This window comes from Janthinobacterium sp. UMAB-56, assembly GCF_900095265.1.
Lineage (GTDB): Bacteria > Pseudomonadota > Gammaproteobacteria > Burkholderiales > Burkholderiaceae_D > Janthinobacterium.
In genome coordinates, this window is the sequence record NZ_LT607653.1 from 402,699 (window position 1) to 420,594 (window position 17,896).

At 64.0% G+C, this 17,896-nt stretch carries 12 protein-coding genes; 9 read left to right on the forward strand and 3 right to left on the reverse strand.

The features are described from left to right. Positions 1 to 14 precede the first annotated feature (14 nt). Positions 15 to 1,151: a succinylglutamate desuccinylase/aspartoacylase family protein gene (locus K0F85_RS07780; RefSeq protein WP_219115465.1), complete on the reverse strand. Its 1,137-nt coding sequence runs from the start codon at positions 1,149 to 1,151 to the stop codon at positions 15 to 17. A 202-nt stretch (positions 1,152 to 1,353) separates the two neighbouring features. Here K0F85_RS07780 and K0F85_RS07785 point away from each other — a divergent pair, with 202 nt between their 5' ends. The 3 genes from K0F85_RS07785 to K0F85_RS07795 all read left to right on the forward strand — a co-directional run bounded on the left by K0F85_RS07785 (position 1,354) and on the right by K0F85_RS07795 (position 6,592). Further along, a complete protein-coding gene (locus K0F85_RS07785; RefSeq protein WP_219115466.1) occupies positions 1,354 to 2,346 on the forward strand; it encodes a MurR/RpiR family transcriptional regulator in 993 nt (330 codons plus the stop codon). A gap of 42 nt (positions 2,347 to 2,388) precedes the next feature. Next, positions 2,389 to 5,184: a TonB-dependent receptor gene (locus K0F85_RS07790; protein WP_219115467.1), complete on the forward strand. Its 2,796-nt coding sequence runs from the start codon at positions 2,389 to 2,391 to the stop codon at positions 5,182 to 5,184. 154 nt (positions 5,185 to 5,338) lie between these two features. Beyond that, positions 5,339 to 6,592 carry a cyanophycinase gene (locus tag K0F85_RS07795; protein ID WP_219115468.1) on the forward strand — a complete coding sequence of 418 codons (1,254 nt, stop codon included), beginning with the start codon at positions 5,339 to 5,341 and terminating at the stop codon, positions 6,590 to 6,592. Positions 6,593 to 6,600: 8 nt separating this feature from the next. Here the strand turns inward: K0F85_RS07795 and K0F85_RS07800 are convergent, their stop codons facing one another. Both K0F85_RS07800 and K0F85_RS07805 read right to left on the reverse strand, forming a co-directional pair. Continuing rightward, positions 6,601 to 7,785: a DUF418 domain-containing protein gene (locus K0F85_RS07800; RefSeq protein WP_219115469.1), complete on the reverse strand. Its 1,185-nt coding sequence runs from the start codon at positions 7,783 to 7,785 to the stop codon at positions 6,601 to 6,603. Positions 7,786 to 7,793: 8 nt separating this feature from the next. Further along, positions 7,794 to 8,396 (reverse strand): TetR/AcrR family transcriptional regulator, encoded by a 603-nt coding sequence (locus K0F85_RS07805; protein ID WP_219115470.1) that lies wholly within the window; start codon positions 8,394 to 8,396, stop codon positions 7,794 to 7,796. Positions 8,397 to 8,618: 222 nt separating this feature from the next. On the opposite strand from K0F85_RS07805, the gene K0F85_RS07810 reads away from it, so the two are divergent. The 6 genes from K0F85_RS07810 (at position 8,619) to K0F85_RS07835 (ending at position 17,855) form a co-directional block, all read left to right on the forward strand. After that, positions 8,619 to 10,061, forward strand: coding sequence for an IgA Peptidase M64 (locus K0F85_RS07810; RefSeq protein WP_219115471.1), 1,443 nt, complete (start codon positions 8,619 to 8,621; stop codon positions 10,059 to 10,061). A 569-nt stretch (positions 10,062 to 10,630) separates the two neighbouring features. After that, positions 10,631 to 11,416, forward strand: coding sequence for an enoyl-ACP reductase FabI (gene fabI / locus K0F85_RS07815; protein WP_219115621.1), 786 nt, complete (start codon positions 10,631 to 10,633; stop codon positions 11,414 to 11,416). Between the two features lie 10 nt (positions 11,417 to 11,426). Continuing rightward, positions 11,427 to 12,875: an efflux transporter outer membrane subunit gene (locus K0F85_RS07820; protein ID WP_219115472.1), complete on the forward strand. Its 1,449-nt coding sequence runs from the start codon at positions 11,427 to 11,429 to the stop codon at positions 12,873 to 12,875. A gap of 18 nt (positions 12,876 to 12,893) precedes the next feature. Further along, positions 12,894 to 13,967 carry an HlyD family secretion protein gene (locus K0F85_RS07825; protein ID WP_219115473.1) on the forward strand — a complete coding sequence of 358 codons (1,074 nt, stop codon included), beginning with the start codon at positions 12,894 to 12,896 and terminating at the stop codon, positions 13,965 to 13,967. 2 nt (positions 13,968 to 13,969) lie between these two features. Then, positions 13,970 to 16,726 carry a ribosome-associated ATPase/putative transporter RbbA gene (rbbA, locus tag K0F85_RS07830; RefSeq protein ID WP_219115474.1) on the forward strand — a complete coding sequence of 919 codons (2,757 nt, stop codon included), beginning with the start codon at positions 13,970 to 13,972 and terminating at the stop codon, positions 16,724 to 16,726. 4 nt (positions 16,727 to 16,730) lie between these two features. Then, complete coding sequence (locus K0F85_RS07835) at positions 16,731 to 17,855, forward strand: ABC transporter permease (protein WP_219115475.1); 1,125 nt, start codon at positions 16,731 to 16,733, stop codon at positions 17,853 to 17,855. Positions 17,856 to 17,896 lie beyond the last annotated feature (41 nt).

The following is a 17,896-nucleotide window of genomic DNA, read 5'->3' on the forward strand; positions in this document are numbered from 1 at the left end:
CTGTTTAGGGTCACTTATTGGCTCAGCAGGCTGCCGCCACGGAAGGCGACGGCGCCGGCAACCTTGCCGACGTTCATTCCGCGCAGGACGTGGCGGTGGGCGCTGCGCGCAAAAAAAACGCCGGCGACCGTGCAGCGCAAGGTCGTCGTCTCGCCGCTGACGGGGTCGATCAAATCGGCCACTGCGTCGCCGGCGGCCAGCACCTCGCCCATTTCGCGCAGGTAGACGAGGACGCCGTGATGCGGCGCGAGGATCGGTTCCACCCCGGCCAGCGGCGTTGGCTGACATTGCGGCGCTGGCAGGTCGTCGCCGGCGCCGGCTATCTCCAGCACGCCCTCGATGGCGAGAAAGCGCAGCAGGGCGGTGGCGTCGCGTTCGGCCAGGGTGTAGCTCACTTCCACTTCGCCGCGCAATTCGACGGTGGTCGACAGGCAGGCGGCAGGAATCGGATAGCGTCCCTGGAAGTGCGCGTCGAGGTCCCACCACAATCGGCTGCAGGCTTCGTCGAACGGCTCTTCGCCGGCAGCCAGTTCCAGCAGCACGGCGCGCGCGCCCAAGAGCGCGGACAGGGGCGCGATCTGCGCCGCCAGCGGCGTGCCTGTGTAAATGTGCAGGGCCGCCTCGTTATCGCAATGCAGGTCGAGCACGATGTCGGCGTCGATGGCCATGCCGAGCAGGGTTTTCTTCAGCGTCTCCGCATCCGTGGCCGGGCGCCAGGCGGCGACGGCGGTGCGCGCGTGCTGGCGTATCAGCGCCACGTTGGCTTGCGCATCCTGTCCCAGCTGGCCAGCGAGCGTGGTTTTGAGTTCATCGGCCACATGGCGGTAGGCGCGGTTGAAGTTGATGCCGGTGGTCAGGTCGAAGCGGCCGAACGGCGCGCCATGGATGGCTTGCGCCAGGCCGATCGGATTGGCGGCCGGTACCAGGATGATTTCGCCATGCACCTTGCCCGCCGCTTCCAGCGCCAGCAGTTCGCGGCGCAGGAACTGCGATACCAGCATGCCCGGCACCTCATCCGCATGCAGCGCCGCCTGGATGTATACCTTCTTGCCGCTGCGGCTGTTGGCTGCTGCCGCGCCGAAGTGGAAGCTGCTCAACTGGCACGCTACGCTGGCGTGCGCAGTGGAGATGGGATGCTGTTGTACTCGCATGGTGAATTCGCCCCAAAACGGGGCGCGGTTGATGGATTTCGGTCGATTATGTAGCATTATTTTCACGAAGTAAATCAATGAAAATCCTTTTACAAATATTTGTTGAGTTTTCTTTTTGATATGAGTAGAGTAAGTTCCAGCGACCCGTTTTCGCCTTTTTATCCGTCATCCGCCATACACAAGAATACAGGCCGCCAGTGATATGAAATCATCCGCCAGTCCTGCCCGTAACAGCTCCCGCACGCCAGTGGCCGCCGCGCTGTCGTCGCCCGATGCCGCCTTCGCGCAATCGCCACTGGGGCAGGCGCTGATGCACGTGCTGGCCAGCGGCTCGGCCTCGCAGCGGCAGATCGCCGATTACCTGCTGCGCAACCAGATGCGCGTGACGGCCCTGGGCATCGAGGAACTGGCCGACAGCTGCCAGGTATCGACGGCCACCATCAGCCGCTTCGCGCGTGACATCGGGCAGAAGAATTATTCGGCCATGCGCGGCGCCATGGCCGAAACCCTGCAATCGCTGTTGCAGCCAGTCGACAAATTGCGCCGCACGATAGAGCGGCGCGCGCGTGCCACCTCGCCCATCACGGAAAGCCTTGAATATGCGGCCGCGAACATCGCCGCCACGTCTGATGCCCTGTCGCCCCCAGCCATGCAGGCCGTGGTGCGGCGTCTGACGCGCGCCAAGGTCGTGTATGTGATGGGTTTTGGCCTGTCGGCCAACCTGGCAGGCATGCTGGTGCAGCATCTGCAGCCGTTTTGCCCGCATGTGGTGGAAGTGGTCGGCATCGGCGGTTCCGAAGTGGCGGCTGGGCACCTGGTCAACCTGACGGCGCAGGACGTGCTGGTGGTGATCTCGTTTCCCCGTTATACGCTCGATTGCATCGGCCTGGCCAGCTTCGCGCGCGACCGCGGCGCCTGCATCGTGGCGCTCACCGACTCGCCCGCCTCGCCCCTGGCCGAACTGGCCGACCACGCGCTGTATGCGCAAAGCACCCATCCCGTCCTGCCCAGCAGCGCCAGCACGGCGCTGGCCATGATCGAGGCGCTGGCCGTGGCGCTGATGGTGTCGAACAAGAAGAACGTTGAAAAAGCAGCCCGCCTGAGCGAAGTCATCGCCGCCTATCTGTACGGCGGCGAGCATGGCGTGCAGGGACCCCGGAAAACAGCAGTAAAGCAGCGCAAGGCAGTGCCGTAGTCATTATAAAAATCAGGGCTAACGCCATCTGGGAGAGTTTGCATGCAAGCAGAAAAACAAGACGGCAGTTACGCACTGCCACGCGAGCCGGCGCTGGCGCATGCAGTGCGCCTGGCACTGGGGGCCTTGAGCGTGTCGGCGGCGCTGGGCATGCTGGCCAGCGCCGCGCAGGCGCAGGAGCAGGCAGTGGACGTGGAACCGGCGCCGAAAAAAATGCAGCGCGTGGAAATCACGGGCTCGGCCATCAAACGGCTGGAATCGGAGACGGCGCTGCCGGTGCAGGTCATCACGCGCGCCGATATCGAGAAGGCGGGCGTGACGACGGCGGCCGAGCTGATGGCGCGCGTGTCGGCCAACGTGGGCGGCCTGACCGATGGCGCCAGCATCAACGTGGGCGGCGACCAGCGCGGCTTCAACAGCGCCAACTTGCGCGGCGTAGGCACTTCGTCCACGCTGGTACTGCTCAATGGCCGGCGCATGGCCAACTTTGCCTCGCCCGGCGACGATGCGGGCGTGGACCTGAATAATATTCCTGCCGCCGCCCTGCAGCGCGTGGAAGTGCTGCTCGACGGCGCCTCGGCCCTGTATGGCACGGACGCCATCGGCGGCGTCATCAATTTTATTACGCGCAAGGATTACCAGGGCGTGGAGCTGAATGCATACGGCAGCGGCACCCAGGAAGGCGGCGCCGGCAAGCGCACGGCCAGCATCACGGCCGGCACGGGCGACCTGGCGGCGGATGGCTACAATATCTTTGCCGTGGTCGACCTGCAAAAAACCGACCGCCTGAGCTCCTCGCAGCGCAAGTTCATTCCGAACCTGCAGGTTCCGCAGCGCCTGGGGCATTTGCTGTCGAGCTTTACCAGCCCGGCGAATATCCGCCTGTCGGGGGAGCAGCGCGATTATTTGCAGGACAATGGCTTCCTGCTTAATGGCAAGCCGATTAGCAACCGCCAGATCAATCTGTCGATCCCGAACTGCGCGCCGCCGGCTAACCTGTACCTGCCGGCCGGAACGGGTGGCATCGATGCCTGTACCTACGATTACATGGGCGACACGGAGCTGTATCCGAAGACGGACAAGCAGAACTTGCTCACGCGCGGCGTACTGAAACTGAATAACGATCACCAACTGTACGCGGAAGTGGCGCTGAGCCGCTCGCGCAGCTATTACGTGGGCTCGTCGGCGCGCGTGATCGGCTATCTCGATTACAGCAAGGTCCCGCAACTGGCCAATACCGGGCTCGATAGCATCGTCGACGAAGACGGTAATCCGACTGCGCGCGAATTGGAACTGCGCATGCGCCTTAACGAGGCGGGCATGCGTACAAGTGAGTTGACCAGCGAGAGCCAGCGCATCGTGGTGGGCGCCAGCGGCACGCTCGCCGGCTGGGATTACGACGTGGGCTTGAATCACAGCGTCAATGTCGTGAAGGACCGCGATACGCATGGTTATGTCCTGTACGACAAGCTATTGGAAGGCATCGCCTCCGGCGATATCAACCCGTTTGGCGCATCGAGCGCGAAGGGCCGCGCGCTGCTCGACAGCATCCAGGTCAATGACGAAGTACGGCATGCGCGCGGCACCATGGATGCGCTTGACTTCAAGGCTTCGCGCGCATTGATGCCTTTGGGTGGCGGCGACCTGGCGCTGGCTGTGGGCGGCGAAGTGCGCCGTGAACGCACCGAGTTCCGTCCGTCGGCGTTGTTGATGAGCGACAACATCAACAACGACGCGGCGCCCGAAGGTGGCGTGGCCACCAGTGACAGTCGCAATGTGCAAGCCATCTACAGCGAATTGCTGCTGCCGTTTACCAAGCAGTGGCAGGCGCAGCTGTCTGGCCGCTATGACCACTACCAGCAGGTGGGCGGTGCACTCAGTCCGAAGATCGGGCTGACCTATATGCCCAGCAAGCAGGTGCTGTTGCGCGCCTCGGCCGGCAAGGGCTTTCGCGCGCCATCGATGTCTGACTTGCACCGGCCCACTGCCTACAGCAGTACGGCCACGCTACCTGATCCCGTGTATTGCGCGAGCGAGAATAATGATTACTCCGTCTGTGCCGACAATTGGGATACGCGTCGCTACAGCAACGACAAGCTGAAACCCGAACGCAGCCGCCAGTTCACGGCCGGCCTGGTACTCGAACCGGACCAGCACTGGACCTTCAGTGCCGACTATTGGAACATCAAGCGCACAGACCTGATCAGCGAAATCGGCGACGACATCATCCTCGGGAACCTGGCCAAGTATGGCGACCTGGTGCACCGTAACAAGAAAAATGAAATCGACTACATCGAACTGCGCAAGGAGAACCGCGGCGCGCAAAAGGCTACAGGCATCGACCTGACGGCCGACCTGCATGGTGTAAAAACGGCCTGGGGACGTTTCGGCGGCCACCTGAGCGGCACCTATGTGCTCGATTCGAAAATCCAGACCAGCCCCGGCGACGACTTTATCAGTAACTTGAATAAATTCGTCACGGACGGCGTGGTGCAGCGCTGGCGCCATACGATCACCCTCGACTGGGACAGTGGTCCGTATTCGGCCAGCTTGTCGAACACCTATTCGAGCGGCTACGAAGACCAGAATTCGGCCATCAACACGGACGATGGCAGCGTCGTCAAGCCGAACCGGGTGAAGGCGTATACGCTGTGGGACATGTCGGGCGCGTATGCCGTCAGCAAGCAGTTCAAGCTGCGCGCGGGCATACAGAATCTGTTCAATACCAGTCCTCCGTATTCGAACCAGGCGTACTTTTTCCTCTCCGGCTATGACCCGACCTACACGGACCCGCGCGGCCGGCGCTTCTATGCCAGCGCCAATTACAGTTTCAAATAGAGAGGCAAAGCAGGAGATGCCGCAATGCCGCTGTCACACGCAGCGGGTAGTATCGTAGTTCGATGGCGTCGGGTTGCAAGCAGCAGTTTTGGCAGCAAGGGCGCATGCCTGTATTAACAAGTGTGCGCCACTTTCCTTGTATTAGAAAGGCACCATGAAATCATCCGCAAGCCTGTATCACACCTTCCGCGCCGCGCTGCTGTTCGTGCTGGCATTGTGCAGCGTTCATGCCGTGGCGGCGCCCAGCGGCAGTGCCATCGGCAGCGCGCCGCAGGGAACGCTAGTCATCATCGGCGGCGGCTTGCGCGCCGACAATGCCGAAGTCTGGCAGCGCATCGTCAAGTTGGCGGGCGGGCCAGGCGCGCGCATCGCCGTGCTGGCCTCGGCCGCGATGAACCCGGAAAAATCGGGCGAAAGCATCATCAAGAAACTTAACCAATATGGCGCCGATGCCTTTTTCGTGCCGCTGGCCGTCAAGCTGCCGAACAGAGATTACCGCAAGGCCGCCGAAGACCCGGCCATCGTCACGCAGATCAAGTCGGCCAGCGGTATTTATTTTGCCGGCGGCGACCAGGGACGCATCACGCAAGCCTTGCTGCGCCCGGACGGCAGCCGCACGGCCGCCCTGGAAGCGATCTGGTCGGTCTACCGCAATGGCGGCGTGATCGCCGGTTCCAGCGCCGGCGCGGCCATCATGAGCACCACCATGTTCTACGACGCCAAGCCCGTGCTCGACATGCTCAAGATGGGCGTGACGGATGGCCGTGAAATCGCGCCAGGACTGGGCTTCATCGGCAGCGATGTCTTCGTCGACCAGCATTTGCTGGTGCGCGGGCGCTTTGCGCGCATGATTCCCGTGATGCTGAAAAAAGGCTATCACCTGGGACTGGGCATCGATGAAAACAGCGCCATGGTGGTCGACGCCATGCGCGACGTGGAAATCATCGGCTACAGCGGTGCCTTGCTGATCGACCTGTCGGGCGCCATCAGCGACCGTGGCGTGAAAAATTTCAATATCAGCAATGCCGCCATCAGCTACCTGGACCGGGGCGACAAATTCAACCTCGTTACGCGCGTGTTCACGCCGTCGCCGGACAAGGCCGACAACAAGCTCGATCCGAACCAGCCCGATATGCGCGAGCCCGTGTTTACCAACGATATCCTCGGCAACAACGCCGTGCTCGACCTGATGGGCAATTTGATCGACAACGCGCAGCAGGAAGCCATTGGCATCGCCTTCGGCAACCCGCGCGACCCGTATCCTGACCTGGGTTTTGAGTTCAGGTTCAGCAAGACCGTCAACAGCGTCGGTTATAGCTCGACCGAGGCGGAAGCGTATTCGGTGCTGAAGCTGCGTCTCGATATCCGCCCCATCCAGCTGCGCCAGCCGCTGTACCGCTACAAGTAAATGCCGTGCTACCGCCGCCAGCGCGGCCACGCGGCGATCGTCAGCGCCCTGAGTAGCCACTCGACAGGGCCATACGCGTGGCCGCGCAGCCACCAGCGGCTCAGGGGCAGCTGCACGCAGAAGATGATGACGGCCAGCGCCAGCGCGCCAAACGGCGAGACACTGCCCATCAGCCGCGCGCCATATGCGAGGAACAGCCAGGCGCAGATGGCCGACTGCAGCAGGTAGTTCGACAGGGCCATGCGGCCCGTGTCGGCCAGCAGGGAAAACAGCGTGCCGTCGCGCAGGCGCTCGAACAGGGCCAGCGCCAGCGCCAGGTAAGCGCCCGCCAGCAGCGGCGCGCTCGCCAGGCCCACGGCCAGTCCCGCCACTTGCCATGCCTGGCTGTCCCCATACACGGAGGTCCACGCATAGATGGCGGCGCCGGGCAATCCCGCCAGCGCGCCGGCCGATAGCATGCGGCGGCGCAGCGGCAGATAATCGCTTGGGTGCAGCAGCATCTCGCGCTTGCCGGCGGCCAGGCCGCACAGGAACATGGCCAGCGCGCATGGCGCCTGCACCAGCAGCAGGACGATCCAGATTTCACTCAGTTCGCGCAGGTGCTGATGGACGACGGCCGCTGGCGTGGCGCGATAGGCGGCCAGCGCGCCCGCCGCTTTCTGTGCCATCGCCACGGCGTTGTCCGCAGCGTCGCCCGCCGGTTGCAGGCTTTGCAGCCAGGCCATGCCGGCCCAGAATGCCACGCAGACGGCGACGAGCATCAAGGCAATGGACAGTGCCTGGCGCTCGCCGCAGCGATGCAGCGCCAGCAGCACGATGCCCAGCACGGCGTAGGTGGTGAGTATATCGCCGTGAAACAGGAATACGGCATGTAGGGCACCGATCAGCCACAGGCCCGCCTGCCGGCGCAGCATGCGCGGCATGAACGGCGCGTCGGCGCGCGTCGCCGCCTGCCTCTGCAAGGAGAAGCTGTAACCGAACAGGAAGGAAAACAGCAGGTAGAACTTGGTCTCGAACAGCAGGGCGACGAGAAAATGCGTGGCCCTGTCGGCCCAGCCGTGAAAGGCCGGATCATCCATGCCCAAGCCGAACCAGGGCGTGGCGAAGGCGCCGATATTGACGACCAAAATGCCGAACAGCGCGCAGCCGCGCAGGGCGTCGACGTCGGCGATGCGCGCCGATGTTGCCGTCATGGCGCCACTCATGACAGGGCAGGGCGCAGGAAGCGCGCCAATAACAGGTGCAGGCTGGCCCGCTGCGCCAGCGGCGCGTAATGGGGATCGACGGCGACCCGGTTGAAGATGCCGTCGATCAGCGCGGCGATCCAGCTGGCTGTTTGCGCGGCGTCCAGTGCGGCGTCGATCTGGCCCCGCGTGGCCGCCTTTTCCAGCAAGGTTTGCAGGCCGCCGCGCAGGCTGGCGTCATTGCGCGCCACCCTGGCCGCGACATCCGTGTCGCGCATCGCTTCGGCGGAAATTTCCAGTGCCAGTGCCGCAAAATCTGCGTCGGCCGCCAGCGCCAGCACCAGGTCCATGAAGGCGAGCAGGGCGCCATGGGGATCGGTGCTGCCTTGCGCGCCGGCAAAATAGGCAGCCGTCTCGCCGCCTTCCTGGTCGACGATGGCGGCGATGATGGCTTGCTTGGTGGGGAAGTAATGAAACAGGTTGCCTGGGCTCATGCCTGCTTGCGCGCAGATGGCGGCGGTGCTGGTCTGGTGAAAGCCCTTGCGCGCAAAGCAGCTGCGCGCCGCAGCGAGAATGGCGTCGCGGCGCGCCGCGTGTTTGCCGGGGTCGATGGTGCGCATGGTTCCGTCCGTTTTCTCTGTTAATTAATTAATCGACTAATCAATCTAATATAAATCGGTTCGCGCGCATGGTCAAGCGCAGCGACTGAAATGGCTGCTTTGCACGCTCGCTTGCTCTCGCTACAATGTGACGCAGCGGTTTTCCCTGCACCTGCCGACAGGCCCGCTGATTGTTTGGAAAACCGTTCCCTTCACCTGTTTTTCTACCGTTTTAGGAATGACATGCAGCAGACTCCGATTCGCTCCTTCCTGTGCGCGCTGGCGCTCGCAACCGGCATGCTCCCTGCCGCGCAGGCGGCCTATGCGCCGCTGCCGGCCACCATGCGCCTCGATTATCAGCACAGCGGCAATGCGCTGGGCGAGCATTATGCAGTCGAGCGCGTGCTGGTCGAACCCCTGCCATGGCCGGGCAATCCGGCGCGCCCCATCGACGACAGCAACCGTGGCAACAACCTGCTGGAAGTGGTCGATATCAAGTCGGGCAAGGTGCTGTACTCGCGCGGTTTTTCCACCATCTTCGGCGAGTGGGCCAGCACCGATGAAGCGAAAACCACCACGCGCGCGTTTCAGGAATCCGTGCGCTTCCCGCAGCCCGAGCATCCCGTGCGCGTGCGCATCCTCAAGCGCGACGAGCGCGGCCTGTTTTCCGTTGTGTGGAGCACCGATGTCGACCCGGCCGCGCAAGACGTGATCCGCAAGCTGCCGCCGGCGCCCGTCAAGCCGATCCCGATCCGCATCAGTGGGCCCTCCAGCGACAAGGTCGACCTGCTGATCATGGGCGATGGCTACACGGCAGCCGAGATGGGCAAGTTCGAAGCGACGGCGCGAAAATTGGCCGAGCACCTGTTTACCGTTTCGCCATTTCGCGAGCGGGCCAATGACTTCAACGTGTGGGCCCTGGCAGCGCCGACGCAGGAGTCGGGCGTGTCGCGTCCATCGACGGGCGTGCATCACGCGTCGCCGCTGGGCACGCGCTACGACATCTTCGGCAGCGAGCGCTATGTGCTGACGACGGATAACCGCGCGCTGCGCGACCTGGCGCAATATGCGCCGTATGAATTCATCGAAATCCTCGTGAATAACGATACTTATGGCGGTGGCGGCATCTTCGGCCAGTTCAGCACGGCGGCAGCCAATAGTGACTGGGCCAGTTACCTGTTCGTGCATGAATTCGGCCACCATTTCGCCGGCCTGGCCGACGAATACTACACTTCGCCCGTGGCCTATCAATCGAATGGCGAGCGCCAGGAACCGTGGGAGCCGAACGCCACGGCGCTGCGCGATCCGACCAGGCTGAAATGGAAGAACCACGTCCAGGCTGGCACGCCGCTGCCGACACCATGGCCGAAGCAGGCGTATGACAGCCATGCGCGCGAATATCAGAAGCAGCGCGCGGCCCTGCGTGCGCAAAATCGCCCGGAAAGCGAGATGAGCGACTTGTTCAAGGCCGACCTGGCGTACACGCAGCAGCTATTGTCCAAGGCGCCGCAGCGCCATGCCGTCGGTGCCTTTGAAGGCGCGAACTACGAGTCGTCCGGCTACTACCGGCCCGAGATGCAATGCATCATGTTTGACCGCAGCGAGACGTTCTGCTCCGTATGCCAGGATGGCATCAGTACCATCATCGACCTGTATTCGCGTCCTGCCCCGGCGCCGGGCAAATAATGCTGCTCCTGTTTATCCAGTAAGGCACGGCGGGTCATGTTGCAACGCAATAGCATGACCCCCTTCCTGTCTCTTCCTCGCCGGCCATCTGCCGCCGCCGTCCGCGCATACTTGTTTTTCATGTAATATTACCTACCGTTGTCAAAATCTGTTTTTGTCGCGTTAGCCCAGCATTATTATCAAATCGGCATGCCCGCACGCTTGCTTGAAAATTATTTCATTTAGATAATATTGAGGTAAAATTTGATTTACATCAATGCTGCAATGCCGCAATCGCACTTATAGTTGACCTAGCTCAAAGCGTCATGGAATGCGGATCGGACTCAGCTCGAATCACGCATCTAAATGCTGTAGAGTCATTTCGCCCCGCTCCAGTTCCCCGAGAATGCACTGGTGCTGGCCACGAACTTAGTGACGGAAGCCAGATTCATGAAGATACAGACCACCGCAGCTGAAGCAGGCAGCGCTTTACATCCCCATATCCCCATTGCCTTGCCATATGTGCGCGCCGGCGCGGTGCCATGCCTGAACGCGGCCATGCCCTGGCCGCTCATGGCTGCGGGCAAGCCATGACGGCGCCGGTGCCGCAGTGCCTGCCATTGCAGGGCAAGCGCGGGCTGGTGGTGGGCATCGCCAACACGCACAGCATCGCCTGGGGCTGCGCCAGCGCACTGCGCGCGGCCGGCGCCGAACTGGCAGTGACCTGGCTCAATGACAAGGCCCGCCCGCACGTGGAGCCGCTGGCGCAGCAATTGCAGGCGGCCATCATGGCGCCGCTCGACGTGGCCGTGCCGGGCCAGCTCGAAGCGCTGTTCGCGCAGATCGAACGGCAGTGGGGGCGGCTCGACTTCCTCGTCCATTCCATCGCTTACGCGCCGAAGCAGGACTTGCATGGCCGCGTGACGGACAGTTCCGCCGACGGTTTTGCGCAGGCGATGGATATTTCCTGCCACTCCTTCATGCGCATGGCGAAGCTGGCCGAACCGCTGATGCCGGACGGCGGCAGCTTGATGACCATGAGCTACCTGGGTGCGGAGGAAGTCATCGCCGACTACGGCCTGATGGGCCCCGTGAAGGCGGCGCTGGAAGCGTCGGTGCGTTACCTGGCCGCCGAACTGGGTCCGCAAGGCATCCGTGTCAACGCCATCTCGCCCGGCCCCCTGGAGACGCGGGCCGCTTCCGGGATTGCCCATTTCGACCGCCTGATGGCTGACGCCATTGCACGCTCCCCTATGCGGCGCCTGGCCACCATCGAGGACGTGGGGGCGCTGTGCGCCTTTCTCGCCGGCGACGGCGCGCGCGCCATCACGGGCGGCACCTTGTATGTCGACGGTGGCTACAACATTCTGAATTGACTGGAAGAAGATGATCTTGCCTGTTCCCGTTCTACCTGCATGCGCCAGGATGGCCGCGTTGGCCGCTACGCTTGCCCTGGCCGGCTGCGCCTCGATGGCGCCGCCGTATGCGGCACCGCCGCTGCCCGTGGCGGCGCAGTATCCGGAAACCGATCCGGCTGGCGCGCACGCGTCCGACGTCGCCTGGCAAAGCTACTTTGCCGACCCGCGCCTGCAGGCCATGCTTGCGCAGGCGCTGGCCAGCAACCGCGATATCCGCATCGCCGCCCTGCGCGTGGAAGAGGCGCGTGCCGCGTATGGCATTGCGCGCGCCGAACAATTTCCCACCATCGCGCTGGGCGCCTCCGGCAGCCGCGCGCGCGTGCCCGGTGACTTGAGCGTGACGGGGCGCCCCATGACGAGCGCGCAGTACCAGGCGGGCTTGAACGTGAGCGCCTGGGAGCTCGATTTCTGGGGTCGCGTGCGCAGCCTGAAAGACAGCGCGCTGCAAACCCTGCTGGCCAGCGACGAGGCGCGCCGCGCCGTCGGCGTGGCCCTGGTGGCGCAGGTCGCCAACGGCTACCTGGGCTTGCGCGAACTCGATGAACGGGTGGCGCTGGCGCGCGCCACGGTCGACAGCCGCGCCGAATCGTTGCGCATTTTTACGCGCCGTTTCGAAGTCGGTTCGATTTCCAAACTGGATCTGACGCAGGTGGAAACCTTGCTTAGCCAGGCCCTGTTGCTGGCGGCCCAGCTGGAGCAGGCGCGCGCCGTGCAGGCGCACGCGCTGGCCCAACTGGTGGGCGGCCCGGTCGACCTGACGCCGGTGGCTGGTGAGGTGCGCCGCTTCGACGACGCCAGCGTGCTGCAGCCGCTGCACGCGGGCTTGCCCTCGTCTTTGCTCACGCAGCGCCCCGACCTGATCGCGGCCGAACATCAACTGCGCGCCGCGCAAGCCAATATCGGCGCCGCGCGCGCCGCCTTCTTCCCGACGATTTCGCTGACGGCGGCCTATGGCACGGCCAGCGCGGAATTGAGCGGCCTGTTCGATTCTGGCAGCGGCGCCTGGAATCTTGCGCCGCGCCTGGTGCTGCCGATTTTTGACGCGGGCCGTTTGCGCGCCAATATGGACCTGGCCGAAGTACGCCGCGACGTGGCCGTGGCCAATTATGAAAAAAGCGTGCAGGGCGCCTTCCGCGAAGTGGCCGACGCGCTGTCGAACCGGCGCTGGCTGGCGCTGCAAGTCGACATCGGCAAGACGACCCTGGCGGCGCAGAGCGAACGGGCGCGCCTGGCCAAGCTGCGCTACGACAATGGCGCCGCACCCTACCTGGAAGTGCTCGATGCGCAGCGCGACCTGCTGACGGTGGAGCAGCAACTGGTGCAGACGCGCCGCGCTCTGCTTTCGAGCCAGGTCAGCCTGTATGCGGCGCTGGGCGGCGGCGCGCCCGCCTCCTCCGCCGCCGCTTCCACCCACTAATTTGATCGCCTCGATACCATGAATGTTCAATTGAAGAAAAAACTCATCCCTGCGGCGCTGGTCGTGGCCGTTCTCGTGCTGGGCTATGTGGCCTGGCAAAAAATGCGTCCCACGGGCCCTGGCGCAGGTTTTGTCAGCGGCAATGGACGCATCGAAGCGACCGAGATCGATGTGGCCACCAAGCTGGCCGGCCGCGTCAAGGAGATCCTCGTGCGCGAGGGCGACTTCGTCAAGGCTGGCCAGCCGCTGGCCGCCATGCAGGTCGATTCCCTGACGGCCCAGCGCGACGAGGCGCGCGCGCGCCAGCAGCAGTCGTCCGACGCCGTGGTCGGCGCACAGGCGCAGGTGGCCGTGCGCGCGAGCGACAAGGCAGCCGCCCAGGCTTTGGTGGCGCAGCGCGAAAGCGAACTCGATGCGGCCAGGCGCCGCCTGGCGCGCTCCGAAACCCTGTCGAAGGAGGGCGCGTCCTCGGTGCAGGAACTCGACGACGACCGCGCCCGCGTGCGCAGCGTGGCGGCCGCACTGAATGCGGCCAGGGCGCAGGTCACGGCGGCGCAGGCGGCCATCGACGCGGCCAAGGCGCAGGTGGTCGGTTCCCGCTCCGCTGTCGTGGCGGCCGAGGCGACCACGGCGCGCATCGATGCCGACCTGGCCGATGGCCAGCTGACGGCGCCGCGCGACGGCCGCGTGCAATACCTGGTGGCGCAGCAGGGCGAAGTGCTGGCCGGTGGCGGCAAGGTGCTTAACCTGGTCGACCTGTCGGACGTCTACATGACCTTCTTCCTGCCCGAGACGGCGGCCGGCAAGGTGGCGATGGGCGGCGAAGTGCGCATCGTCCTCGATGCGGCGCCCAGTTACGTGATTCCGGCAACCATCTCGTTTGTCGCCGCCAGCGCGCAGTTCACGCCAAAGACGGTGGAAACGGCCAGCGAGCGCCAGAAGCTGATGTTCCGCGTCAAGGCGCAGATCAGCCGCGAGCTGCTGCAAAAGCACCTGGCCCTGGTAAAAGTGGGCTTGCCTGGCGTGGCCTGGGTGCGTCTCGATGCGAAGCAGGCATGGCCCGCTGAACTGACCACGAAGGTCCCGCAGTGACGATGGACGTGAAACCATCTGTCGTCAGTATCCAGGGCGTCAGCCAGCATTACGGCAAGACGGTGGCGCTCGATGGCATCGATCTTGACGTGCCGGCCGGCTGCATGGTGGGCTTGATCGGCCCCGACGGCGTGGGCAAATCGAGTTTGCTGTCGCTGGTGGCCGGCGCGCGCGTCGTGCAGCAGGGCAGCGTGATGGCGCTGGGCGGCGATATGCGCGATGCGCGCCATCGCGACGACGTCTGCCCGCGTATCGCCTACATGCCGCAAGGCCTGGGCAAGAATCTGTATCCGACCCTGTCGGTTGAGGAAAACCTGCAGTTTTTCGCGCGCCTGTTCGGCCATGACGCGGCCGAGCGCCGCCGCCGCATCGACCAGCTGACCCGCAGCACGGGCTTGCAGCCCTTCCTGGCGCGCCCGGCGGGCAAGCTGTCGGGCGGCATGAAGCAGAAGCTGGGCCTGTGCTGCGCCCTGATCCACGATCCCGACCTGCTCATTCTCGATGAACCGACCACCGGAGTCGATCCGCTGGCGCGGGCCCAGTTCTGGGACCTGATCGCCGGCATCCGCGTGCAGCGCCCGCAAATGAGCGTGATGGTGGCCACCGCCTACATGGACGAAGCGCAGCGCTTCGACTGGCTGGTCGCCATGGATGACGGCAAGGTGCTGGACACGGGCACGCCGGCCGAACTGCTGGCGCGCACGGACAGCAGCAACCTGGAAGCGGCCTTCATCAAGCTGCTGCCCGAAGCCAAGCGTGCAGGCCACCAGCCCGTCATCATCACGCCGCTGGACGCGGCCAGCGCGCAGGACGTCGCTATCGAGGCGCAAGACCTGACCATGCGCTTCGGTGATTTTACTGCCGTCGACCATGTGAATTTCCGCATCGGCCGTGGCGAGATTTTCGGCTTCCTGGGTTCGAACGGCTGCGGTAAATCGACCACCATGAAGATGCTCACGGGATTGCTTCCTGCGACGCAAGGCAAGGCCTGGCTGTTCGGCAAGGAAGTCGATTCCAACGATATCGACACGCGCCGCAGGGTCGGCTACATGTCGCAGGCATTTTCTCTGTACAGCGAGTTGACGGTGCGCCAGAACCTGGTGCTGCACGCGCGCCTGTTTCACGTCCCCGACAGCGAAATAGGGGCGCGCATCGATGAAATGGCGCAGCGCTTCGACTTGAATTCAGTGATGGACGACTTGCCCGACAGCCTGCCGCTGGGCATACGCCAGCGTTTGTCGCTGGCCGTGGCCATGGTGCACAAGCCGGAAATGCTGATCCTCGACGAGCCGACGTCCGGCGTCGACCCCATCGCGCGCGACAATTTCTGGCGCCTGATGATCGAGCTGGCGCGGCGCGACCGCGTCACCATCTTCATTTCCACCCACTTCATGAACGAGGCCGAGCGCTGCGACCGCATCTCGCTGATGCATGCCGGTAAAGTGCTGGTCAGCGATGCACCGGCCGAACTGGTACGCAAGAAGGGCGCGCCATCGCTGGAAGCGGCCTTCATCGCCTACCTGGAAGAGGCGGGTGGCGGTACGGCGCCGGCGACAGTGCAGGAAACGCCGGCACCCGTGCAGGAAGCGGCAGTGCAGGCACCGCAGCAGCAGGAACAGCGGCAGCAACGCAGCCGTTTCAGCCTGGGCCGCATGCTCAGCTACATGTGGCGCGAAACCCTGGAATTGCGCCGCGACCCTGTGCGTCTGACGCTGGCGCTGGGCGGCTCGGTGCTGCTGCTGTTTGTCATCGGCTTCGGCATCAGCCTGGACGTGGAAGACTTGAGTTACGCAGTGCTCGACCACGACCAGACCACGCTGAGCCAGAATTACACGAATAACCTGGCCGGCTCGCGCTACTTCGTCGAGCGGCCGCCCCTGCGCGACTATGCCGATATCGACAAGCGCATGCGCAGCGGCGAACTGTCGCTGGCCATCGAGATCCCGCCCGGCTTCGCGCGCGACGTGCAGCGCGGCGCGCCAGCGCAGGTGGGCGCGTGGATCGATGGCGCCATGCCGATGCGCGCCGAAACCGTGCAAGGCTACGTACAGGGCATGCACCAGCTGTGGCTGGCCGACCAGGCCTTGCACCGCTATGGCATCACGCTGAGCAACCCGGTCGCCATCCAGACGCGCTACCGCTACAACCCGGACGTGAAAAGCCTGCCCGCCATGGTGCCGGCCGTGATTCCTTTGCTGCTGCTGATGCTGCCGGCCATGCTGGCGGCGCTGTCCGTGGTGCGCGAAAAGGAACTGGGCTCCATCATCAACCTGTACGTGACGCCCGTGACACGCCTGGAATTTTTGCTCGGCAAGCAGGTGCCATACGTGGCGCTGGCCATGCTCAACTTTGTCCTCATGGCGCTGCTGGCGGTCACCGCCTTCGGCGTGCCGGTCAAGGGCAGCTTGCCGACCCTGATCTTTGCCACCTTCATCTTCAATATCTGCGCCACCGGCATCGGCCTGTTCGCCTCGACGTTTACGCGCAGCCAGATCGCGGCCCTGTTCGTGACCATGATCGGCACCATGATCCCGGCCATCCAGTTTTCCGGCCTGCTCAATCCTGTCTCGTCGATGGAAGGCGTAGGCAAGGTGATCGGCCTGATGTATCCGGCCACGCACATGCTCAATATCAGCCGGGGCGTGTTCAACAAGGCGCTGGGTTTTGGCGACTTGCACGCCTCGTTCTGGCCACTGATCGTCGCCATTCCCGTGATCCTCGGCGTGACGGTGGCGCTGCTGAAGAAACAGGAGTCGTAAGCGTATGCGCCACCTTGAAAATATCTACCGCCTGGGCGTGAAGGAAATCTGGAGCCTGATCCGCGATCCCATGATGCTGATCCTGATCCTCTACACCTTCACTTTAGCCATCTACGTGGCTGCCACGGCCAAGCCGGAAACCCTGCACATGGCCTCAATCGCCATCGTCGACGAGGATGGCTCGCCGCTGTCCGGACGCATCGCCTCGGCCTTTTTCCCGCCGCAGTTCACGCCGCCGGCGATGATCAACCAGGGCCAGGTCGATGCGGGCCTGGACGCCGGCCAGTACACCTTCGTGCTGACGATACCGCCCAAGCTGCAGGCGGACGTGCTGGGTGGGCGCCAGGCGGAATTGCAGCTGAACGTGGACGCCACGCGCATGAGCCAGGCCTTCAGCGGCAGCGGCTACATCCAGCAGATCGTTGCCGGCGAGGTGTCCGAATTCGCCAAACGATATCGGCGCGCGACGGTCTCGCCGGTGGAACTGGTGATGCGCTCGCGCTTCAATCCATCGCTGAGCCAGGCGTGGTTTGGCTCACTGATGGAAATCATCAACCAGGTGACGATGCTGTCGATCATCCTCACCGGCGCGGCCCTGATCCGCGAGCGCGAACACGGTACCATCGAGCACTTGCTGGTGATGCCCGTGACGCCGGCCGAGATCATGCTGGGCAAGGTCTGGTCGATGGGCCTGGTGGTGCTGCTGGCGGCCGCCCTGTCGCTGAACCTGGTGGTGCGCGGCATGCTGCACGTGCCCATCGAAGGCTCGATAGCACTCTTCCTGTGCGGTGCGGCCCTGCACCTGTTTGCTACCACCTCGATGGGCATCTTCCTCGCTACCGTGGCGCGCAGCATGCCGCAGTTCGGCATGCTGCTGATCCTCGTGCTGCTGCCGCTGCAAATGCTCTCGGGCGGCAGCACGCCGCGCGAAAGCATGCCCGAACTGGTGCAGAACATCATGCTGATCGCACCGACCACGCACTTCGTCGAATTGAGCCAGGCGATTTTGTACCGCGGCGCCGGCATCGACGTGGTGTGGAAACCGTTCCTGGCCCTGCTGGCCATCGGCACGGCCCTGTTTTCCTTCGCTCTGGCGCGCTTTCGCAAGACCATCAGCCAGATGGCGTAGGCCCCGCGCCGGAATGGTCCGGCGTATTTTGCATGAAAAGG